Source organism: Dyadobacter jejuensis (assembly GCF_003149085.1).
In the GTDB taxonomy this organism is placed as follows: domain Bacteria; phylum Bacteroidota; class Bacteroidia; order Cytophagales; family Spirosomataceae; genus Dyadobacter; species Dyadobacter jejuensis.
Genome location: NZ_QGDT01000013.1, coordinates 122,758 through 147,199, shown reverse-complemented (window position 1 = coordinate 147,199; position 24,442 = coordinate 122,758). Strand labels below are relative to the sequence as shown.

The 24,442-nt window shown below is 45.0% G+C and carries 15 protein-coding genes; 5 read left to right on the top strand and 10 right to left on the bottom strand.

The features are described from left to right. A partial coding sequence (locus CLV98_RS24220) for a helix-turn-helix domain-containing protein (protein WP_146202311.1) occupies positions 1-140 on the top strand: 140 nt, incomplete at its 5' end. Between the two features lie 275 nt (positions 141-415). Here CLV98_RS24220 and CLV98_RS19525 read toward each other — a convergent pair. Together CLV98_RS19525 and CLV98_RS19520 are read right to left on the bottom strand one after the other, a co-directional pair. Beyond that, the gene (locus CLV98_RS19525) at positions 416-1,477 is read right to left on the bottom strand and encodes an outer membrane beta-barrel protein (RefSeq protein WP_158281298.1); all 1,062 of its coding nucleotides are present in this window, start codon (positions 1,475-1,477) and stop codon (positions 416-418) included. Between the two features lie 868 nt (positions 1,478-2,345). Further along, entirely contained in the window at positions 2,346-2,729 is a 384-nt protein-coding gene (locus tag CLV98_RS19520) for a DUF7079 family protein (protein ID WP_109677128.1), read from the bottom strand. Between the two features lie 416 nt (positions 2,730-3,145). Here CLV98_RS19520 and CLV98_RS19515 point away from each other — a divergent pair, with 416 nt between their 5' ends. After that, positions 3,146-5,956: a M16 family metallopeptidase gene (locus CLV98_RS19515; RefSeq protein ID WP_109677126.1), complete on the top strand. Its 2,811-nt coding sequence runs from the start codon at positions 3,146-3,148 to the stop codon at positions 5,954-5,956. 83 nt (positions 5,957-6,039) lie between these two features. On the opposite strand, the gene CLV98_RS19510 is transcribed toward CLV98_RS19515, so the two are convergent. The 6 genes from CLV98_RS19510 to CLV98_RS19485 form a co-directional block, all read right to left on the bottom strand. After that, positions 6,040-7,803, bottom strand: a complete 1,764-nt coding sequence (locus CLV98_RS19510; protein WP_109677124.1) for a RagB/SusD family nutrient uptake outer membrane protein — start codon at positions 7,801-7,803, stop codon at positions 6,040-6,042. Positions 7,804-7,814: 11 nt separating this feature from the next. After that, complete coding sequence (locus tag CLV98_RS19505) at positions 7,815-11,297, bottom strand: SusC/RagA family TonB-linked outer membrane protein (RefSeq protein ID WP_109677146.1); 3,483 nt, start codon at positions 11,295-11,297, stop codon at positions 7,815-7,817. 327 nt (positions 11,298-11,624) lie between these two features. After that, a complete protein-coding gene (locus CLV98_RS19500; protein ID WP_109677122.1) occupies positions 11,625-12,824 on the bottom strand; it encodes a FecR family protein in 1,200 nt (399 codons plus the stop codon). 193 nt (positions 12,825-13,017) lie between these two features. Next, on the bottom strand, positions 13,018-13,602 hold the full coding sequence (locus CLV98_RS19495; protein ID WP_109677120.1) for an RNA polymerase sigma factor: 585 nt from the start codon (positions 13,600-13,602) through the stop codon (positions 13,018-13,020). Positions 13,603-13,780: 178 nt separating this feature from the next. Then, a complete protein-coding gene (locus CLV98_RS19490; protein WP_109677118.1) occupies positions 13,781-14,029 on the bottom strand; it encodes a DUF3820 family protein in 249 nt (82 codons plus the stop codon). Between the two features lie 19 nt (positions 14,030-14,048). Further along, positions 14,049-15,518, bottom strand: a complete 1,470-nt coding sequence (locus CLV98_RS19485) for a nicotinate phosphoribosyltransferase (protein WP_109677116.1) — start codon at positions 15,516-15,518, stop codon at positions 14,049-14,051. Positions 15,519-15,910: 392 nt separating this feature from the next. Between CLV98_RS19485 and CLV98_RS19480 the strand changes: the two genes are divergently transcribed. Then, entirely contained in the window at positions 15,911-18,349 is a 2,439-nt protein-coding gene (locus tag CLV98_RS19480; protein WP_109677114.1) for a TonB-dependent receptor, read from the top strand. A 97-nt stretch (positions 18,350-18,446) separates the two neighbouring features. Here the strand turns inward: CLV98_RS19480 and CLV98_RS19475 are convergent, their stop codons facing one another. After that, the gene (locus CLV98_RS19475; RefSeq protein ID WP_109677112.1) at positions 18,447-19,637 is read right to left on the bottom strand and encodes a phosphoglycerate kinase; all 1,191 of its coding nucleotides are present in this window, start codon (positions 19,635-19,637) and stop codon (positions 18,447-18,449) included. Positions 19,638-19,925: 288 nt separating this feature from the next. Between CLV98_RS19475 and CLV98_RS19465 the strand changes: the two genes are divergently transcribed. Next, positions 19,926-21,635 carry a VRR-NUC domain-containing protein gene (locus CLV98_RS19465; RefSeq protein WP_109677108.1) on the top strand — a complete coding sequence of 570 codons (1,710 nt, stop codon included), beginning with the start codon at positions 19,926-19,928 and terminating at the stop codon, positions 21,633-21,635. Positions 21,636-21,664: 29 nt separating this feature from the next. Continuing rightward, positions 21,665-22,120, top strand: a complete 456-nt coding sequence (locus CLV98_RS19460; protein WP_109677106.1) for a DUF1801 domain-containing protein — start codon at positions 21,665-21,667, stop codon at positions 22,118-22,120. Positions 22,121-22,195: 75 nt separating this feature from the next. Here the strand turns inward: CLV98_RS19460 and CLV98_RS19455 are convergent, their stop codons facing one another. After that, positions 22,196-23,812 carry a hypothetical protein gene (locus CLV98_RS19455; protein ID WP_146202310.1) on the bottom strand — a complete coding sequence of 539 codons (1,617 nt, stop codon included), beginning with the start codon at positions 23,810-23,812 and terminating at the stop codon, positions 22,196-22,198. Positions 23,813-24,442: the final 630 nt, after the last annotated feature.

Below are 24,442 nucleotides of genomic sequence, written 5' to 3'. Positions count from 1 at the left end.
AAAGGTGGTCAGGCCCTGGTATTCTTAAGGTAATAAAAGAACAGTTTGGGGTGGATTATAAACCCAGTCAGTCCTATAAATTAATTGACAGAATGGGGCTGGTATTCAAAAAGGGAAGTGGGGTAACAATAGCAAAATAATGTGTAGTTTATTGATATTGTTTCACCAAAATTGACGAAGAGCCCAGCATGCTCCAGAATATCCAATTTAGCAAGGAATGGAAACTATCGCCATTTACCAGGCTTCTTCTGTGTGACTCACCTTATTGAAAGTTGGTTGTAAAGATGAGGGATAAAATTTTAAATAGAGAAAGTATGCTCCTCACTACTTGAATTCTACCATCATTTCGTATACCCTTAACGCACAAAATGATGGTAGATAAATGGATTAAGTAAAGGCCTAATGGGCCCGGCCTTTAAAAAAGACTATAACCCAAAATAAGCGATACCGTCTGATACTGCGAATCCCAAAACGTATACTCCCTCAAAATATTCCTGCTGGTCTGATACCTTAACTCAAGACTAAACTTATCATGATACTTATACCCTATACCGCCTGCAAAGTTGGACGCATTACTAATGTCTAGATAATTTAAATTATTCAGGCTAATTTTTGAGTTACTTCTAAAATCAAAAATAATAGATCCATTAATGAATAGCTTCGACTGATCATTCAGGAAGATGTAATACCTTAATCCAATCGGCAACTCTATGGACTTATAGTCAATAGTAGCCTTTTCTGATTTTTCTATCTTTTCAGCTTTGAAATATTGAAAGGTAGGCTCTACGAGAATAGCCCATTTGTTCTTATTGAAGGGCAGAATAAATTCACTCTCAATCCCTAATCTAAAGGACAGCTTTCTATCAAAATCGATTTTACCGTAGTCGGTAAGGGTATTTTTGATGGAAAGAGCGGTAAAATTAAGCCCTGGCCGAATATTCAAATTGAACATATCCCGATGCGGCTTGGAATCATAATTGGTATATTCTCGGTTATTGCACGCATTGAATTCTACAAAAAAACGAACCAATTGCTTCCGTCCATAACTCAATTTTTTAACTTTCTCTATTGTAAATTGTGGACACGTCAATTCCGCCAATAACTGTTGTTTATATCCAACATTGGCATCAACTTTTCCATCCTCAGTCCTATATAACTTAAATACTAATGCCTCTATATTAGAATTATCTTTACTATAAAAAAATCTATCCAGATTCGTGTTTTTATAAGCAAGCAAATTTGCCGCTCCTTCCACTAATATTTTCAGAAACACTTCTTCCTCAGAGAATTCTGGACTTTTTTGATCGCTCAATGAAGCCATACTTTGGCTGGATCGGTCCAGCTTCACCTTACTTCTGATATACTTGAATTCCCCACTTACACCGAACTCCTTCACGTTATCGATGGTGGCCGTTAATGTTTCGCTCTCCACGGAGCGTCTGTAGTCAAACTTGGTAGGGTTATTTTCCCATTCCATGTTCTTAATTAAACATTCAATTCTTTGATTATCATTATCGATTAAGTAGCCCTTTTCGAAGTGAATTTGTGAATAGCCCTTTATACTAAATAAAGCTATAAAAAGGATTGTGTACAGTTTGTTCATGAATTGTTTTTTAAATCTTTATGGATGAGCGCTGAAACTAAGTCAGTGAGCGCATAAGGGACAGTATATTCATTCACTATCGTTATTAAATTATATGGTTTCTGATATATGCCAATTGAGTATAGAACGCCGTGTTACCAACATAACCCCTGAGTGGATTACAGCAGGTATACGAATCGAAACTATAGCCATTGGCACGATTAACAGCCTCCCACCTTCCTACTCGACTTCGGCCACGACCGACTCGAAAGGACACCGTGTAAGTCATTGTTTCATCAGCTTTCGTAGGTATTTTTGATAATTAAAAACCACAACCCTATACTTATTAACGCTCAAAACGACAAAAACAGCCAATTTTATTGACCATTTTACACTACCCAACACTTCAACACGAACTTAATATTTTGTAAATATATCTACATAATATCAGCACACAGCTAGGTACCCGCAAATAAATTTTAGTATTGAGTAAACGGTTGTCTACAAACTGTCAACCATCGGCTGTAAATGCCAAAAATGGTCCTCATTGAGGTATTTAAAACTTAGGGCAATGTGGCTATAAGTACTTCGGAAAGGCAGGCACAGAAAAACGAACAGACTTTGAAATTAATGCCAATTTCATTTCCATAGGCGAACTCCTTAAAGTAGAAAGAAAATCAGCTATTCAAATACCCCTATTTACATCTTTATGGGGAGTAGATTATCTGCTCCCCCCTGAAGTCACATCTCTAAACAATTTAGCTTAATGACCCGATTTGACCTCCCAATAAATCTCCTCTAGGCTTTTCCAGTTGCCACTGCCAATACCCTTAAAAGTCGGATACAGGTTTTCGACTAAGATTTTTGTGTACCACTTTCGTTTGGCTAGCGACTCTGTAATGCGGTGGATCAACCATTCCTTGTCAAACCCAGCCCATTCGCCGGCACTACTCATTAGATTGGGCTGGAGTACCGGAAATACTTCATATTGATCGATCTCCCTAATTTTTTCGAAGGAATATGGGCTTTCTAAAATTTTTAAAGCCAGATGCCTAAAGCAGGATTCATGAAGCTCTGTATCTAGATAAAAATCAGATAGGGCCAACCAAATCGGTTTCCTTGCTTCTATGTCTACTATTTCCTTCATCCAATTGGTATTACATCCCCCCCACAAACCACCGGTGACATCACAATAATATGTAAATTTTAAAAATATCCAAGAGGGTACTCGTTCCTTTTTGTTTCCGTCGATCGGTGTAGGTGGAGCATTTGGTGACGACAACCGCTGGAGCCTCTACTTCCTAGTTTCAAGGCCTCATCCATACCGCATACTCCTGCACAACTTTATTCCATCGGTTACTAAAAATGCTGCTGTTACGAAATAGATTAGCCTATTTACAGTTTATAACCAACATTACATATGCCTCCATACAAACAAATTTGAATCAATTTGTAAATCATCAGAATCTTACCGCACATTTAGTTTTACAATATTAATTTTGAAGTATTGGACAATACCCATATATTTCGCCACACATTTTTAATCTATCAACAATAGACCAGATGAAAAAGCCATTTTATGGAATCTATTTCCTAATGCTGGGTTTTATGACTCCACAGCTAAGTATGGGGCAGAACTTGGCCACAGAAAAGATCCCTTTAGATCCGAGTGTCAAGATAGGAAAGCTCAAAAACGGGCTCACTTACTATATCCGTAAGAACAAGGAACCAGAAAACCGCGCGGAACTTCGCCTGGTGATCAAGGCGGGTTCAATCTTGGAAACGGATCAGCAGCAGGGCCTGGCTCACTTTATGGAGCATATGAATTTTAATGGCACCAAAAACTTCCCAAAAAACGAGCTGGTAAACTTCTTGCAAAAAACGGGGGTTCGTTTTGGGGCCGACTTAAATGCCTATACGAGCTTCGACGAAACGGTGTACATGCTCCCCATCCCTACCGACTCCGCTGGGCTGCTCGACAAGGGCCTTCAGGTATTGGAAGACTGGTCGCATGACGCCCTATTGGAAAACAGCGAAATAGAAAAAGAAAGAGGTGTGGTATTGGAAGAGTCGCGACTGGGCCGTGGTGCTCAGCAGCGCATGAGGGATCAGTATCTAAAGCGTATCCTCAACAATTCGCGCTACGCCGACCGCCTACCCATCGGCAAGGACAGCATCCTCAAAAGCTTTAAACCAGAGGTGCTCAAGTCGTTTTACAAGGACTGGTACCGCCCCGACCTAATGGCCGTGATAGCGGTAGGAGATTTTGACCCTGCAGAGGTAGAGAAAATGATCCAGGACAAATTTGGCTCTATGACCCCTCCTGCCCAGATAAAGGAGCGTATCGACTATAAAATAAAACTAGACGGGCAGAACAACACGGCCATCGTGACCGACCCCGAATATCCTCAATATGTGCTGCAGCTAATCTACAAGCTTCCTGGCCAAAAGGAACTCACCCTGCTAGATGCCAAAAACCATATGACCCAATCGCTATACAACGCCATGATTGGGCAAAGGATCCAAGAGCTCACCCAAAAGCCCAACCCGCCATTCCTATACGGATCGAGCCAATATGGCGAATTTCTCGGAGGACTAGACTCCTATACCTCCATAGCCCTGGCCAAAGATGCGGCATCACTACCCGGAGCCATCGCCGCCGTGGTGCAGGAAAATGTACGGGTGCAGAAATTCGGCTTCACCCAAGCGGAGCTCGACAGGGCCAAGCAGGATTTTATGACCTCGGCTGAGCAGCAGTTTAAAGAAAAAGACAAGACCAAGTCGGCCAGCCATGTGCAAGCCTATATCGACCATTTCTTGCACGATAATGCCTTTATGGGCGCCGAAGGTTTTTACCAATTCGCACAGAAACATCTAGGCTCTATCACCTTGGAAGAGGTAAACGCTTTGGCGAAGTCGTATATCACCGACAGCAACCGGTCGGTGGTGCTGATGGCTCCAGAAAAAGGGAAAGAACAACTCCCTACCGAAGAGCAGATACAGGAAATCGTGTCGTCGGCGGGTAAGGATGTAACGGCCTATGTGGACGACGCCCTGGACGCTCCTTTGCTTCCTAAGGAGCCCGTAGCCGGAAAGGTAGTGAGTGAAAAAGTGATTTCTAAAGCCAAGATTACCGAGTTGGTGCTGTCCAATGGAGTCAAAGTATTGCTAAAACCTACGGATTTTAAAAATGACGAGATCCTCATTAAAGCCACTGGAAAAGGCGGCTACTCCCTGTTCCCTAATGACCGAGAAACCGGAATGTTTACAAGCTATTTGGTACAGTCGGCAGGGGTAGGTCCTTATAACCAAACCCAGCTACAGAAATTCCTGGCCGGCAAAACTGCCCAAGGAGGACCCTATGTAAACGAATTGAGTGAGGGAATTAACGGTCGCACCAGCCCTAAGGATCTAGAGACTACCCTTAGCCTGATATATGCGTATTTTACGGAACCTCGTAAGGACGCCGAACTGGTGGCCGGCATGTTGGCCAACCAAAAGGCTTACCTCGAAAATATGCAGAAGACCTTAACGCCAGAGAAAATATTTGGCGATTCGCTTAACGCCGTCCTGACCAACCACGACCCACGCCGTGCCCCCTTAAAACCCGAAAACATAGACAAGGTAGACTTGGATAAGGCGATGACGATCTATAACGACCGATTCTCGGATGCCTCCGATTTCGTATTCACTATCGTTGGGGCATTCGACATCCAGCAAATCAAGCCTATGCTTGAGAAGTACCTGGGCGGGCTACCCTCTACCGACCGAGACGACAGCTACAAGCACCCCAACATATTCCCACCAGCGGGTCGTATAGAAAAGACAGTTTACAAAGGCTTAGAACCCAAAAGTAGGGTATCGATGGTCTTTAGTGGCACTTACGACTACAGTCCCGAAAACAATATACAGCTGGAAGCCTTGCAGGAAGCCTTGCAAATTAAGCTAATCGAGTCGCTACGGGAGGAAGAAAGTGGCGTATATGGCGTAGGCGTATCGCAGAGCACCGATAAGTTCCCGACAGGTCATTACAGAATTTCTGTTCAGTTTGGCTGTGGCCCCGAAAATGTAGAGAAACTCGTTAAACGGACCATGGAGGAGATCGGTAAAATTAAGACGAATGGCGCCGACCCACAAGATCTGGAGAAATTTAAGGCCGAAACCAGGCGCAAGCTAGAGGTCGCTACCAAGACCAACGGTTTCTGGATCAACTACATCGACACCAACACCTTTATTGGTGACGACCTCGACGAGCTCTATCGCCAAGACGAATTACTAAGTTCTGTAACGGTAAAAAGCTCTGAAGCAGCCGCCAAAAAGTATTTCAACGAAAAGAACTATATTAAGGTAGTGCTGATGCCCGAAAAGAAATAGGATTCTTGTGGTAAGTAACACCCATAGAAAAGGCCTTCCAAACGAATTGGAAGGCCTTTTCTATGGGCAATTAACTAGGAAATCTACTCCAAAGTAGGATTAAAGCTCCCGCCCCAATTATTATTTTGCTCTAGGCTTGGGTTTCTGTCGAGCACATCTTGATGAATGGGGAAGAAATAATAGGTTTCCGGCACCACGTTGATCTGTACCCCGGCGCGAGGAACTTGTAATACCGAATATTTAAAATCCTTCTCTACCAACAAGTTTTGGTCGGCCTGGGCCCGGGCATCGCCCATAGGCATATTTTGACCATTGGGCAACACCGCTATGGCTTCTACGCCATGCTTGGTGGTTCCATTGAGGCGGTCGAGCATGCGCAGGCGGCGCAAGTCCCAGAACCGATGCCCCTCGAAGCACAGTTCGATATTGCGTTCCATCAGGATGGCCTCTCTGAGGGCTTCTTTACTACTGGCATCGATACCATAGTAGCCGTCGTCACCGGGCTCAATACCGGCTCTGGCCCGGATGGCCTGTAATATCTGGATGGCCTCATCCATATGTCCCGTTTCGTTGGCAGTCTCTGCATAGTTGAGCATCACTTCGGCATAGCGCATCAATACGTAATCGACATCGTACTGCTGCACCTCGGCCTGAGCGAGCTTAAGAAGGCTATTTTTTACAATAAAGAAGCCAGTATACCGATCGAGGTTGGTGGAGTTCACCCCAGCATCGGGGTTAATGCCATAATCGTCTAGCTCATGAGCTATACCCAGGGCGGTATATTGGCGCTTATCAGTTTTGCCTGAGACCGGGTAACTTTTCCCATTCCACACCACCGATTGCATAAAGCGAGGGTCTCTGTTGCTCCAAAAATTCTGCAAGAATTCGGCGTCGGTTTGAAAATATGCACCACTAGGGTCGTTATAGGCCTTACCATCCTTCATAGGAAACTCTTTTACAAATTCCCACGTGGGTACCGCCCAGGCAGGTCCACGACTTTCGGAACCAGGCCTTACGCCATGATCCCAAGAGGCCGTTTTATTGGGATAAGAGTTGATCACCGTAAATATGGCCTCTGGCCCCTTTTCTGAAAGGGCTATCTGGCTATAGTCGTCCACGAGGCGGTAACCTTGTGCCCCCAAAGACTCATAAGCCTCCTTGTTGACCGAATAGGCCTGCTGCCAGTAGGCATTGGACCATGGATTGGTAGGATTGAACTGAGGGGAGGCCATATACAATAACACTTTGGCTTTAAAGGCTAAGGCAAAACTTCCATCTATTTTACCATAATCGTCGGAACCAGGAGCGATTTTCGTCGGCAACATGGCGATGGCATCGTCGAGGTCCTTAATCATCAGGTCAAAACACTCTTTGGTCGTGTTGCGTTTTACGAACAAGTCGTCCTCATACCGGTCTTGTGGAATGGTAATATAGGGAACACCACCATGGTACTTCACCATATCGAAATAAGTGTAAGCACGCATAAACAGTGCCTGTGCCATAATACTTTGCTTATCGGCTTCCGATAGATTACCTTGGTTCACTTCTACGATGGCCTGATTGATCAGCCTGATTCGGGTGTAGTTCCAAAGCTTAAACTCCCCGTTGGTAATGGTCACACGATCCGAATAAAACGGAATTCCCGCTATTTGCTGGCTAAATGCATCAGCAGAAGGGTTCCAGTTGCCAAACATGGGATACAAATTGGCCATATAGGCATTGGCCAAGTTGGCATCATTCCATACCAATTCTGGATTATAATTATTAATATCTTCTATCTCGAGTACATCCTGGCATGAGAACATCGTCCCCGACAGCCATATCATTAATATTAGTACCTTTCTCATTTTGATATGTATTAAAATTTAAAGTCAATTCCTACAGTGAACGTCTTCATAACCGGAAACGAATCGTAGTTCAATTGTTCTGGGTCATGGAATTCCTTGAGTGCCGACAGGGCGAAAAGATTGGTACCATTCACATACACCTGTGCACTTACCAGCTTAAGGTTAGCCACCCACTTCGAAGGAATATTATAGGCGATGTTTAAGTTTTTCAGTCTCATATAGGCTCCATTCCGAATCCAAAACGAGGTTGCCCCTGTTCCCGACTCATACCAGTTTTGTCCGATAGGACGAGGATAAGCGGCATCGGGATTTTCGGGAGTCCATACGTCACCGGCCCACAGCGGGTAGTAAGGCCTTACCGACCCACCATGCTGACGCATCCCGGCACCTTCTTGGTTGCTAATGATCCGGTCGTAAGCTCCTACACCCTGGAAGTGGGCATTGAGTGATAGTCCCTGATAGGACAGATTAAGTCCAAAACCATAGTTGATACGTGGCGCTCCATTATTGGACAACACCTGAATATCGTTGCCGTCTATCTTTCCGTCGGGTCCCGGAGCATAGCCGTCACCGCGTACATCTTCAAAATAGAGACCTCCCAAATAAGGATCACGACCATATTGTTTGAGGCCACTTTCAAGCAGTCCGTCCAATTGATCCTGGGTACGGACCATCCCAAGGGTCTTCAACCCGATGATCCGGTTGGCGGGGTGACCGATCTGGCTTTGAAAAAAACGGTTCCCTCCTGGCTGGTAGGCGAGTCCTTGATCGAGGATATCCCAACGGTCGATGGCATAACCCAAGTTGGCCGATACGGAGTAATTCAGCTTATTATCGAGGGCTTTGTCGCGCCATTCTACAAAGAGTTCCCCACCTCTCCACGACCGAGCGGCATAGTTTTCTGGGGCTAGTCCCTGGCCATAATTATCGGGCAGGGTCACCAAACGCGAGCCCAAAATATTCTTTTCTTCCTTTAAGAACATATCCAAGGTTCCATACAACCTGTTTTTGAGCATTCCAAAGTCTAGGCCGACATTATAGGTCGTGGAAGTAGCCCAGGTAAGGTTACGGTTAGGGGTGGCTCCGGGAGCAATGCTCTGATAGAGCTTGTCGCCAAACATATAGCTACCCGAATTCTGGTACACATCGTTATAAGCAAAGGCAGAAATTCTATTATTGTATACATCCAGGTCATTACCCGTAGTACCGTAAGAGGCCCTCAGCTTTAAGTCATCGAAAAATGAGGTCTTGTCTTTGATAAACGATTCCTCAGAGAGGCGCCACGCTGCCGATACCGACGGGAAAAAGCCCCATCTTTTATGTTGTGGAAAGAGGGTGTTACCATCATATCGGAAAGAGAATTCGGCGATATATCGGCTGTCGTAATTATAATTGAAGCGACCTATCCAGGACTGACGTGCCCCCACAGACTGCCAAAGATTCCCGTTACGGCGTTCCGTATCGTTAGAATAAACGAACGACTGGTCATAAGAAGTAAGCGGAGCTTCCAACTTGGCGTAGGTACCATAGCCGCCATTTTCGGCTTGCTCAAACACGACCAATCCTTCTACGCCATGTTTGTTGAAACTCCGGGAGTATTGGGCAAACCAGTCGAACTGATAGCTCCATCCCGTACGGATCTCCTGACTGAGGAAGGGTTGGTTCTGGCTGAAGGTAAAGATATTCGTTTTGTTTTCGTCAGGAGCGGCAGGGATAAACCGATTTCCATTGGGATCGGCTTGGTTAAACACATAGTTTTTCTGAAAAGTCAGGTATTTCTTACGCATATAATCCTCCCCCAGATAGTTCCCCACTATTTTGGTAGATAGACCCGGAATAAGTTTGTCCAGCTTGATATCGACCGAGAGAATAGAGTTCATATTCCGGCGACGGGTTTTGATATAACGATCGCCAATCACCTGGTCGATCACACTCCATGCCTGCCAGCTTCCCATGGGCGTCTGCACGGGGTAGTCCGTCACATGGTTAACAGGCGTACCATCGGCTTCGGTGTAGAAAGGGAATGTTTTGGGCCAGTTGAAGGTCACCCTATAAAGATCGGACACATCGAAGTCGTCTTCACCGGTAAAGGGCCAGTAGAAGCGATCGTGGTTCTGTTGAGTAGCCGACAGATTCAAGTTTACCTTGATATCGTCGGTGATCTGAGCGGTTACGTTAGAGCGCATATTGAATTTCCCATGCTCTAAGCTCTTGTAGGATCCTTCCTCTCCCCTATAGCTCAGCAAAGAGTAGTAGGTAAATTTCTTATCGCCACCTGACACACTCAGGGACTGTCTATGACTGTAAGGGTTTTGCCATATAAAATCGTTTACGTTGTATTTTTTATCTTTAAAATATTCAAACTCCGTCGGGCCATTGGGGATGGTAGTCCCTCTGAACTCCGCCACTCTATTCTGATAAATCAATTCATCCTCTGCCGTGGTAAGGTCCGAAAGCAATGTTTGGGTAGGGCGGCCCGTGGTATAGTTGGACTGAAAGTTAAAAGTAGGCTTCTGTTTCTGTCCCGACTTGGTGGTCACCATCACCACCCCATTGCCGGCTCTAGAGCCATAGATAGAGGCCGTTGCTGCATCTTTAAGGAAACTTAACTGGTCCACTTCAGCCGCTTCGAGCATGTCGAAAGCCTCCTTGTCGCGAACAATGCCATCGATTACAAACAAAGGGTCGCCAAAGCTACCTCTCATCCGGATGCTAGAGGTGGCCCCTGCCAGTCCTGAGGTATTGGTCACGTTCACTCCCGGTGCCCTACCGGCTATGGTATTGGATAAGTTGGAAGCCGACTGGTTGTTCAGGTCCTCACTATTCACTGAGGAAATGGCTCCTGTTAAGTTCACTTTCTTCTGGGTTCCGTACCCTACTACCACCAGTTCCTCAAGTCCTTTTATGTCGGCCGACATAGTAACGGCTAGGTTCGTCTGGTTGCCCACCTCTATTTCCTGGCTATTGAATCCCACAAAGCTAAAAACCAATACAGCACCTTCGTCGGGAATCGACATCTGCCACTTACCCTCTACATCGGAAAGCGTTCCCTTGCTGGTTCCTTTTACCAAGATACTTACTCCGGGAAGCCCCTCGCCGGTATCATCCAGTACCGTCCCTTGTATCTGCCTTTCGGTCACCTGTTTTTCGGTGAGCGTGGGAGAAAGTTCCGGTTGGGATTTGGGCGTTACCAAGGCCTGTGTTTTGCGAATGACTATATTTTTCTCGACGATCTTATAGCTAAAAGGCAAATCCTTAAAGCATTGCTGTAATGCCTGTTCTACGCTGGCGTCCTTCAGGTTTACATTGACCTTGACATCCTGTAGATCGGCATTATTATAGAAAAACACGTATCCACTTTGGTTTTCTATTTGTTGCAGCACTTGTTCTACTTTCACATTACGTTGCTTGACCGTAATTTTCTGAGCGAATCCTGTGGCCTCCACTTTGACTAAAACGACAGTCAAAAAAAATGTCACCAATTTCAGTTGCATAAGCAATTTCTTTTTTGTCACCACAGGCATTCTATAGGATAGAAGTCTAGAGAGTGCCCATAGCATGGTCGGCCAGCCCCCACGAGAAGTGGCTTTCCTTTTCGGTTGGAAAATCATTACATTTACAAGATTTGAGTTGATACTGTATTAGAAAGACATAGGTGGGCTGAGCCAACCTATGGGGTATTGTACGGCTCATTTTGTTGCCGTAGTCGTGCTGAGAACACGTCTGCGGCTTTTTTAATGACCCTACCAGCTCGTTACGGCGCTCGTATAGCTTTATACATGATACAATTAAGGGTTAGGAGTAATCAATAACTTATCGTTTCAGGGAATGACGACAATCTTACCTGTCGTTTCCGAATTGGCTGCAGGCTCTATTCGGAAGTTAATCCCTGCAAATTTCAATATGTCTAATATTTGGGTAGCCTTCACATTTCGATGAATTTTACCTGTAAAAGTCTTTTTGGGAACCCCGTCGGCTATTTCGACCGACACATTATACCAGCGGGCTATCTGATTCATCACCGACGGCAGGCTGCTATTTCGAAACTGAAACAATCCGTTTTTCCAAGCAACAACCTCCTCTATGTCTACGGTTTTGACTTTCATCCTACCCGTTTTTGCGAGTATCGACTGCTCTCCAGGGTTCAATACCCGTTCAGAATTAGAAGTATGGCCTTTTCCGGCCACCCGCACCTTTCCTTCGACTAGGGTCGTTCGCACAAAGCGCTCATTATTATAAGCATTTACATTGAAAGTCGTGCCGGTTACGATGATCTCCTGCTGGCCGTTCACATTCACTATAAAAGGCTGCTCCTTATTGGGAGCTACTTCAAAATAGCACTCTCCGGTGATAGTGACCCTCCTTTCGTTACCGGCAAAAAAAGTAGGGTATTGCATGGAGGACATGGCATTGAGCCATACCTTGGTACCATCGGGCAGCAAAATGCGATACTCCCCTCCCGGTGGCGTACTCACCCTATTCAAAGTCGGTTTGCTATCGCCTCTTATACCGTTCGATCCATTATATACGATCTGTCCATCGTCGGTCTTTGTGATGGTCATTTGTCCCTGCTCGGCTACCTGCCCTGTGGCGGCGGCATCCAGCACCACCGTCGACCCATCGGAGAGGGTCAGTATGGCCTTGTTACCCCCTGGGGTAAAATCGGTAGGAATCTCTTTTTGAGCCACCGACTTTTGCTCCACCTGGCTGCCATGCAGCAAGAGTACCCCAATGCTAGCGAGCACCAATAACAGCCCAGCGGCTACTTGTAGCCCCCATCTGCGCCATAAAGGCCGATGTATTGGAGCATCCGATTCACTTATTTTATACTGAATCCCCTCCAAGAGCCGATCTTCCAGTTCCTTAAGCTCCTCCTCTTGTGCTCGCTCCAGGATGTTTTCCCGCTCATTGAAGCGATCGTAATACTGCTCTATAAAGGACCGTTCCTCCTCGCTGGCTTTACCAGCTACATAGCGCCGAATCATATTCAACAACTCTTCACGGTTCTGGTCTGGTCTCATTTCTTTCCCTTTTGATACGGTATTATTCTAGAACGACTCAAAACGCACCCACCATCCCTTAAGGATAAACGATCGTGAGAACGTTTTTTCAACCCTCCTATCTATATGTACCAAGGGATTAAAAAACTCCCAAAAGATTTTTAAAAAAATTTTACAAAAGTCGAAAAAACCACCAGATGATTCGCCCAGAAGCCTATTCTAAAAAACAAAGCGCAGAGCATACCAATATATGCAAAATGTTGGTCAGATGACCCTTGAGGCCTTGGGTAGCCGTGTGAAGTTGATTTTGAACCGTTTTTTGTGAAATATCAAGACTAGAAGCTATTTCAGAGGTGTTGCGACCTTCAAAATAATGCATCAGAAAAATCTCCCGGCGTTTAGGAGGCAAGGCTTTAATCCAAGCCTGTAGCAAACCATTCAGTTCATTATAAATAACTGCATCATCGGCATGGCGCGTGCTAATGAGCGTTTGCGGAAGTTGGTCAAGAAAATACGACTTTTCAGGTTTTCGGGTTATTTGCTTCAGGACCTGGAACCGCACCGCAGTATGCAGGTAGGCTTCCACGTCTCCTATCTCTACCTGGCCTTTCCTTTCCCATAGATCGACAAAGATATTTTGGACAATATCTTGACATAAATCCCGATCGGAGAGTCGTTTATAAGCCGAATCGAACATCGATTTCCAGTTGCGCCTATACAACTCAGAAAAGGCCGAGCCATCACCCACCGCCAGCAGTTGTATTAATTTTTCATTATTGAGGTCACCATAAATAGACATACTAATAATTTATATACTTTAAGGCTTACTGGTAAAGTTAATAATTAGTCAATATGCATGATAATTATTTTACAATTATTTTAAGATGCCAAACCGAATAATTAAAAAAACTATTTAACTAGTATATATAATGATAATAGCTTCCGCTTCCAAAAGAAAGAACAAGTCTGAGCAAGGACTATCCCGCCCCATTGGGATAGCGCTTCTTTAGGCCGTCGATCACGAACATCAGGTCGTTGAGTCGTATTTCGTACATGGTGCTCAGCAACATTCCTAATTTTCCTGCTGGAAAACCCTTCCTTTCGAACCATTCCAAGTAACTAACGGGCAAGTCGGCAATGAGCCAATCCTTATATTTACCAAAGGGCATACGGTAGGTCAGCAAGGCCAGCAATACAGTAGTATCGGGTAGCGCGTTATTTTCCATGGTTCATGAATTAAGAATATCAGGATTTGCTCACCGACCTGGCTCGTATGACGAGGTTCGTTTTGATGTCAAACAATTCTTTTTCTAATCCTACGGGATAGGTATGTGGATTAACGAGGCGCTTCACCCCCTGATGGAAGCAGCTGAGCTGTTGCAGGACACGGGCCTTACTCGCCTCTATACTGGGCAGCCTATATACCAAATCTCCCTCTTTAAAGATGGGCATCAATAACTCTTCAAATTCCGTTTCGGAGTCGAACTGCCTTATTTTGGTAAAGTCATAGGGATCGACCATGGAGGCCTCTTGGGGATGGTGCCTGTGAATGTCATAGATCATATCGGCAATAAAACCCGCATTGTCCCGGTAACGCCGTACTTGCTGAATACCTGGTGTGGATACTTTTACCGCCTGTTCCGATAGCTTTATTTTGTAGGACCATTCTCCACCCGGATCTCTTATGGCCGCCAATTTGTAAACGCCACCCAAGGCGGGCTGATCGAAGGCGGTTACCAGCTTAGTTCCAATTCCCCAAACGCTAATCTTAGCACCTTGAATCTTGAGGCTGTCCATAATATGTTCGTCGAGGTCGTTACTAGCGACAATCTGCGTCGTATGGAACCCTGCCGCATCCAATAAATGGCGCGCCTCTATGCTCAAATAGGCCAAGTCGCCCGAATCGAGCCGTATCCCTCCAAGATCGTGCCCTCTTTCTCGCAACTTCTCCCCTACCACGATGGCGTTTTTTACACCTTGTATGGTATCATAGGTATCTACCAACAAAGTGGTGTTATTGGGCAAATAACGGGCATAGGTTTCGAAGGCTTCCAGCTCCGAGTCGAAGGTCATCACCCAGCTGTGGGCATGTGTGCCTTTTACAGGAATGCCGTATAGCTTCCCGGCCAGCACGTTGGAGGTGGCGTCCACGCCCCCTATATAAGCGGCTCGGCTGGCCGTCATGCCCCCGTCGGGCCCTTGGGCGCGTCGCAGGCCAAACTCCATGAGCACATCCCCCTGAGCCACCTGTCGCATACGTGCCGCTTTGGTGGCGATTAGCGTCTGGAAATTAATCAAATTAAGCAAAGGGGTCTCCAGCAGTTGGCACTGTAAAATAGACCCTTGAATGCGTAGGATGGGCTCATTTGGAAACACGACGGTACCTTCGGCCACCGCATCGATGCTACAGGCCAGCCGTAGCGCTCCGAGGTATTCTAAAAATGCGGGCTCGAACAAGGGGTTCCCGTCGCTGCCTTCCAGGGAAGCCAGATAAGCCAAATCGGACGCATCGAATCGAAACTCCTTAATATAATCGATCACACTGCCGAGGCCACAAGCTACTGTATATCCCCCTTGAAAGGGATGCTTCCTAAAATACAAATTAAAAACGGCCTCCTTTTCGGCCATTCCCGATTTCCAATAGCCATAGGCCATCGTAAGCTGGTAGAGGTCGGTAAGCAAGCCAAGAGAAGTATCGTACAGTTTATTAATCATATTATATGGGGGTCTCAAATAAATTCAGAAGCACTATTTACTAATTTTTTGCCGCTAACCCCAAGGAAAACTTCAAAATACAAATCCTCATGCATGCCACTGACACCTGTACAGCAAAAAATTCACCACATAGCCCACTGTAAACCAATGATCAGATTACCGTTTACTCAATTTGTTCATAATTTTTTTAAATACATGCAACCTTATAGGCCCTAATCGTATCCTTAAGGGCAAATGATCGTTTCGACCATTTATAATAGATCCGAACCATTTATGTATTAAAAGGTTCTATGCTATACAAAGTACCTACCTTTACAATGTAAACAAGCCGAAGGAATGCAAGCACGCTTGCTAGTTCTAAAGCAAGGTAATCGAAACAGAATCTATTAGCCATGAAATTTTACCCCTTAATGATCATAGCCATGCTATGCTTCAACCCGAAAACCTATGCCCAAGCCGACCTAAAATCGGAAATTAGTGGGCACCTACAGGACGAAAAGAGCCAGCCTTTTCCTTTCGTCAATGTACTACTCTTGAAAGGCAGCGACTCCACCTTGGTGAAAGGGGTGGTGTCGGACCAGGAGGGCCACTACCAGTTCGATGCGGTAGAGCAGGGCCAATATCTGGTACAGGCCTCTATGGTGGGGTACAACAAACAGTACAGCGAAACATTCCGCTTAAAAGGCAAAAGCCTGCAGCTGCCCATATTGAAGCTCAGCCCCAGCAGCGAATCGTTGCAGGAAGTGAATATAGTAGCCAAGAAACCCTTTATAGAACAGGAAATTGACCGGACTATCGTCAACGTGGCCAACAGCATCGTATCGGCGGGCGCCACAGCCCTAGAGATTCTAGAAAGGGCACCAGGGGTAACCGTCGACCAGCAGAATGAACAGCTGAAGCTAAGAGGCAAGGAAGGGGTGATCGTTCAGATAGACGGCAAGCAGACCTATCTATCACAACAAGAGCTAATCGCCTTACTACGCAACACACCCAGCGACAACATCGAGAAGATAGAGCTCATTACCAATCCTAGCGCCAAATATGATGCGGCGGGAAATTCTGGGATCATTAATATCAAAATGAAAAAGAACCAGAATTACGGAACCAATGGCAACATTAACCTGGGCATCGCTTATGCGAAGTACCCCAGAGCCAGTGCAACGGCGACGATTAACCACCGGGCCGGAAAAATAAGTTCGTATCTCAGTCTGAGCACTTTTTATAACCAGGGTTTTAATAATAACGACATATACCGTAAAATCCCCTACGAGGACCAGGTAACCATATTCGATCAGAGAACGGAAAGAAAGTCAGAATCGAAGTACCATACGGTACGGGCTGGCCTAGACTATTCTATTACCGACAAAACGACCGTGGGGGTGCTGGTATCTGGTTTTCACAACGACTGGGGCAATCCTTTTGGTGAAACCAACACGAGGATCTTAAATCAGGACCTATCCCTTCAAAGGACTTTTAAGACGGAGGTCTATAACGGCAGCAAGAAAAATAACCTTACGGCCAATGTCAATTTCAAGCACCAGTTCGACGACAAGGGCAAAGAACTTACTATGGACGTGGACTACGTCATCTACGACGGAGCCAATAACAGCAATTTGGACACCCGCTATTTTTTACCAGACGGGCAGCAGGATGGCTCAGCGGACCTAGTGCGTAGCGATATGCCCTCCACCATTCAAATTGGGGTCGCCAAACTGGACTATACCCAGCCCCTATGGAAGGGTAAGCTAGAAACGGGATTGAAGGCCAGCTATGTCAAATCGGACAATAATATGATTTTTGAAGTTAAGCTCGACGATTGGCAGTTAGATCCTAAACGTTCCAACCAGTTTTTGTATACGGAGAATATCAATGCGGCCTATCTTAATTTTAATGGCAATCTGACCAAGAAATTAAAATATCAGCTGGGGATAAGAGGTGAACATACCCACTCCGTGGGCAACTCAGTCACCCTCGACCAAGTGAAAGATCGGAATTATTTAAACTTTTTCCCGAGTGCATTCCTCTCCCAGCAACTCGATAGTAATAACGTACTTAACCTATCGTTCAGCCGACGTATAGACAGGCCAAATTATCAATCTTTAAATCCTTTTGAGTATTATTTGGACCCTTACACCTTTTCTAGAGGTAATCCGAACTTAAAACCGCAATACACCAATTCGTTTCAGTTAATTCATGTTTATAAAAGCTTTTTGAATACGACCCTCGCCTACAGTCGAATTAAGGACTTAATAGCCGATGAGTTACCTCATCAAATAGCGTCTGAAAATAAGACCTACGTATCGCCCGACAACCTTGATACACAGGACAATATTAGTTTGACGGTATCGATGCCCATACCAGTAAAGAAATGGTGGAGTATTCAAACCAATTTCACGGGAATGTACAATCATTATAATTCGTATTATCTCGAAGAGACGCTAGAAATCAAGCAACTTTCGTGGAATATGTACGCAAATAATCAATTTTCATTGCCAAAGGACTGGTCCATAGAGCTATCGGGCTGGTATAATAGTAGAAGCTTTTACGGATTGTACCAGGCCAAACCGATGGGAATGGTAAATGCGGGGATCCAAAAGAAGATCTTAAACAAGAAAGCTACGGTCCGTTTTAATGTCAACGACATCTTTTGGACCAACAAATTCAACGGTAAGGTAGCGTATCAGGATTTGGATATGACGGTAAAATCTCAATGGCCCAGCCGACAGTTTAGACTGAGCTTATCGTATAATTTTGGCAATCAAAATGTAAAAGCCGCCCGGGACAGGAAGACGGGATCGGACGACATGCAAAAGCGTGCAGGGGGCAATTGAGGCATTTAAAATAAAAAATTAGTTAGGTTTGTTATGAAGTAAAGCCATCCCACGGTTGTAGGATGGCTTTCTTGTATTCATGTAGACCTAATAAAGCTTAAGACTTCAGAGCCGTAACTCCGGGTAGTTCTTTTCCTTCCATATACTCTAAGAGGGCACCACCACCGGTAGACACATAGCTTACTCTATCGCCATAGCCAGCATTATTGATGGCCGAAGCGGAGTCGCCACCACCTATTAGGGAGAAGGCGTCATTTTCTTCAGTTGCTTTTACCACCGTTTCGGCGATAGCGTTGGTTCCTTTAGCGAAATTGGAGAATTCGAAAACCCCCATAGGTCCATTCCACAGAACGGTTTTGGATTTGGACACGATTTCCGAGAATAATTTTATGGTTTCCGGACCAATGTCAAGACCTTCCCATCCGTCAGGAATTTGTCCAACTTTAACAACTTGCCGATTGGCATCGTTACTGAAGTTGTCAGCTACCAAGTTATCGACAGGAAGTACCAGGTTAACCCCTTTATCGGCGGCTTTTTTGATGAGTTCCAAAGTGAGCTCCATTTTATCGGGCTCGCATAGTGAATTACCAATATTACCCCCTCTAGCCTTAGAGAAGGTATAGGACATTCCACCACCTATCAGTAGGTTGTCGACCTTGTCCAGAAGGCGCTCAATGATCAATATTTTATCGGAGATTTTGGCACCTCCCATAATGGCTGTAAATGGCCGTTCGGAGTTTTCCAACAACCTCATGGCGTTGTCCAATTCCGCTTGCATTACATATCCACACACTTTATCCTGGAAATATTTCCCTATTACGGCTGTAGAAGCGTGCGCTCTATGGGCAGTACCAAAGGCATCCATTACCCATACGTCGCCTAACTTCGATAGTTTTTCGGCAAACGCTGCATCCCCTTTTTCCTCTTCCTTGTAGAAGCGAAGGTTTTCAAGCAAAAGAACTTCACCAGCAGCCAGGTTGGCGGCCATTTCTGTCGCTTGACTTCCAATGCAATCGTCGGCAAACTTTACAGTCTTGCCCAAAATCAAAGAAAGTGGATTTACTAGATGTTTCAACGAGAATTTCTCGGTAGGTCCTTCCTTAGGCCGGCCCAGATGAGACATCAAAATAACGGATCCACCGTCGTTCAAAATTTTAGTGATAGTAGGGATGGTAGCACGAATACGTGTATCGTCGGTAATTTCGAATTTGTCGTTCAAGGGGACGTTGAAGTCTACACGAACCAAAGCTTTCTTTCCGGAAAAATTGTAGGAATCTAATGTAATCATATGATTGTAAAGTTGTTTTCCATTCAAAACAAATGTAATTTAATTCTTTATAATATGCTACGCCAACGGCCGCTGGAGGCTATAAGACTTATTAAAATACAATTTATACCAAATATTATTCCAGAATATTCGCACTATTACAAATTTTCTGAAGCTTTTTCCTGCAAAAATGCCCCATGGAAGCTAATTTTCTTCTATATACGACCAAACCAATTTCGGAGGATGAAATACCTTAACGTGACCAAAATTTCCTTAAATTTAACTGAACAAACCAAGCCAGACTGATCCGTGCAGCCAGAAGAATTCCCAAAAGACCTACCCGCAAAGTACTACCATAGCTATTTCAATCAGCTGATCACCTTCGTAAGGCAGCAGTACGAAAGCATACTGAATACCGACGAGCTAGCATTTCTAAACCGCTACCAAGCCTTGTCGGAGGATGCGCAGTGCCTATTTATAAGGTTCAGTAATCGGCGACGTGCCTATTTCCGTTCTGGCCAAATACACTACGACGAACTCAACGATATACCCGCCTCCCTACACGAGCTGCTTGAAAGCGGTTTTATATCGGAACTCCAGGCCGACCAGGCTGACAGGCTAGCTGAGATTTTGGAACTCTTTACCAAGCCTGAGCTACTGCAGGTTGCCAAAGCTCTGGAGCCCGAGGTAATGCCTATAAAAAGTATTAAAAAGGCAGATTTGGTGAGGTGGTTGAATCATGAATACGACTTTTCGGTGCTTTGCAGCCGACTACAGGACCAGGAAGTGATTGTAAAAGTCAACTATGAACTGGAATTCGATTTGATGAAATTCCTGTTTTTTGGCAACCGCTATGCCGACATGTCGGAGTTTATTGTAAGGGACCTGGGCCATGTGCGCTATGAAAGCTATGACGATCAGCAATATGTGGTGCGCTTTCAAAGCCGTAAGGAGATGGAGGACAGCCTTATGGTTTCATTGATCAAAGAGACCTTTTATACCGTCCAGTCGGAATGGCTACCCGAAGAAATATACGATTGGTTTATGAACTGGTATTCAGGAGTAACGAGCGACCTTAGCCCCAAAGCGAGGCCGTCCTTAAACCGATTCATCACCCGCTTTGGGGCCTGGCTCGAAAAGAAGAAATTACCGAATCAGGCCTTGGTCGCCTACCAACTTACCGATGCGGTCCCTTCGCGCGAGAGGCGGGTAAGGTTACTCAACAAGCTAGGCGAAATAGATGAAGCCCTGGCCTTATGCCAGGAAATTGGGGAGAACCCTCAAAATGCCGATGAACGCTTCTTTTCGCAGGATTACACAGAAAAAATGCTGAAGAAGAAAAAAAGAGCCATCAAAAGCACCACCCAAGCTCTAAAAATGGCCGATTATATCGAGCTAGATGAGGATTTCAGGCATCGGGTCGAGCTCGGCGCCATCACTTTTTTTCAGCAGCTTGGCTACGATTCCTTTTTTAGTGAAAATGAACCCTGGCGAAACTTATTTGGCCTGCTCTTTTGGGACATCATATACGACACCAACGTCCAAGCCATACATAATCCTTTACAGCGAATTCCGTCAGATTTCTTTCTACCCGATTTTTATATCAAAAGAGAGGCAAAACTTTTACAGAAAAAGAATGAAATTCAAGACAAACAACTACTCATTGATAGCGTTTCTAATACCTACAGGCAAAAACTGGGGATTACCAATGTGATGGTTAGCTGGAATGAGGGAGCCTTGGAAAGAGTACTTAAGGTTATCGAACACCTGACCTTAGAACAGCTCTTTGCGGTGCTGTTTGAGATGGCCGTAAACCTTAGGGAGAACACCAGGGGCTTTCCAGACATCCTTATCAGCAAAGGGACTGAATATGCATTTTTGGAGGTAAAATCTCCTACCGATCACCTTTCCGCCCAGCAGTTGCACTGGCAACGCTTTTTCGAAAAACATCAGATTAGCAGCCGAATCGTACGCATCCGATGGCAAAACACCGAACGTACAACCGCCGATTTGCAATAATATAGCCAACCTTTAAACCCACGACTACCATGCCGTCTACCGTACTTACTGTCTTCGACTATATCAATAAGCTCCAAGAGCCTCGCCAATCGGCCATTAATTCACTGAGAGAGGCGATCTTAAGCCACTTACCACCGGGTTTTGAGGAGACGATCAATTATGGGATGATCGGCTACGTGGTTCCTCATAGCCTGTATCCGGCGGGCTATCATTGCGACCCTTCCCTACCCCTTCCGTTTATAAACCTAGCCTCTCAAAAAAGCTACCTGGCCCTCTATCACATGGGAATTTACACGGACCCTGAGCTAATGGCCTGGTTCCAAGAGGCCTATCCGAAGCATACTAGCCAAAAACTCGACATGGGTAAGAGTTGCATCCGCTTCCGCAAAACTGAAGACCTCCCCTATACGCTTATTGGCGAATTGGCTGCCAAGGTTACCGTAGCCGAATGGATAGCAAAATATGAGGCTACACTAAAGAAATAAACGACCTTCGCCCCATTAAAAAAGCCCTTGCGCGGATGCGCAAGGGCTTTTTAATATTTTAAAGCTGAGCCTTATTTACTTCGCTTTGATAAAGGCCTCAATTTTACCCTTACGGATTTTCGCTTTGTAGGTAGTTTTTGTAATTCCCTGTACTCCGTCGCAAGACTCACCCGCCACAATCGACTCGATGGTAACATAGATGGTTCTTAACCAAGAAGGATGCTTAACCCCATTGGCTGGATCGGTGAATATTTTTTCGAGATCCAAATTATCAACATCACAGTCTTCTATTTTCACCTTGCCTAAGCCATAATATTGAGAATAGGTTTTTTCACCATCAACAGGACATAGACAACCCTCACAGGTTTCAGACGGTTGGTAGGTCTTACCCATTTTCTTACGCAATTGGTAGCCGTAGAACTGAATATTACACTCTTTGAAACAAGGCTTCACGATCGAATCGATCACCATAGGAACTACGCTAGAGAAACCCGTGGTACTCGCCTCACTGACACATGAAGCACAGTCCGACACACGGCTACTCTGTACGGTTGCATAATACTGGCCTTCTAGGGGACGCCCAAACTGGTTGAGGTAAGCTGCAGGAAATTCAAGTTCATTGCCTTCTTGGCAAATCATTTTGGCAATAATCTCGTCGGCTCCTTGGTTGATTCTATGAATTTTGGCAGTAAAGGTTTCCGTAGCGGTGGTATCTGTAGGCGCCATGCTCGTCCAAGACAGCTTGATAGGGCCAGCCATGGTAGTATCCACATTGGTATTATACAGCATACCCTTCATAGACTCTTCACCCATATTCAGCTCTATGGCCGGAGCGGCACATAGCACGGCTGGAGTAGGCGCCTTGGCTACTACCTGGTTCTTTATAAAATTACGACGCATGGCTACCCCTGCACTAAAGCCACCATGCTTCCGCTCGAAAGGATAGATGGTTTCACCCGGAAACACATAGTCAACCTTGGTACGAAACCCAATGGCCTCAACCCCCCAAGCCCAAAGGCCATTCTTGCTAGGAACGAAGAAACCCAGAGTCGCCAATAGGCCTAAGTGGTAACGCTTGTCGGAAGCAGTAACCGAATAAATATTATTGCCTGTACCTCTTTCATATACGAATATGGCGGCGGGAGTGGTCCGAAACACACCTCCTCGTACCGATGCCTCTAGGAAAGGAGACCTCGGTTTTTTCGAAAAATTAAAATTTACTGCTGGTCCAACGGCCAAGTAATGATCTTCGGAAGCTCCTTTCTGAATCTCCGCTTGGCTGACACCAGAAGCGGCTACCACTTGATCTAGAAAAGTATCTAAATCTTTCCGTAAAAAGAACTGCTGTATACCCGCAACAGCTCCTAAGCCGAATTCAAATCGGCTATCGGGCTTCCTTTTATTCTTAAAAAAATAATCGGCGTTCATAACGGCATTAAAGCCCGTCCCATTGAATAAGGATTTATCCCGATACTTATCGGAGTTGAATGTAGCCTCCCAACTTCCACAGAAAGCAATTGCTGGGCCTAGGAAACCTCCTACCCGCCAGGGGCTCACTTTTTTCTCGACGGCTAGCGTATCGCAGCCCCCATTGGGTGAAGAACATCCCGATGTATCTTGGGCATGGGAGAGCATAGAAATAGCTCCTAGTAGGCATGTCAAAAACAGGGTTTGTAGAGTTCGATTTTTCATAAATCGGCAAGTAATGTTTAGTGGATGGATAGTATTCTACAATATTAATATTTTATATGCCCAATCGGACGATATTTATCTAATATAGTAACTTTCATTTCATGAAAAAATACAAATAAATCACTATTATAGAATTAATTACATTTATTCTATAAACCTTATCATTTATATTTATCTTCTGGCTGGCCGCTATACTAAGATACGTCCCCCAATACCTTTCAGATCATTATTCCCTTTCGAATCAGTTAATTTCAAATTTTCTTGGCCTCATATCTATAAGATCATGGCTTTCGCAAGAATGGTCTAAACATTTCATTCGAACAGCAAAGAGATAAACTTCGATCAATAATCGACAAATATAGAGCGGCTTACTTTTCCTTACTCCCTCCTAACGGTATATTTTCCTTCCACTTATGAGGAGCACACCCTAGCTACGGACGAAAGACTACAGGAACGATTCATAGCTAAGTTCTGAGCTTCATAGAGAATGTAACCCACCAGACAACCTTTTCAGAACTTCAATGGACAAAGACTCCAATGGCAATTTTTTATATATTTAGGGAACGGAACGGGAAAATACAAAATCCATAGCTTGAAAACAAAATCTCTCTACTATTGTTGTCAAGGTAG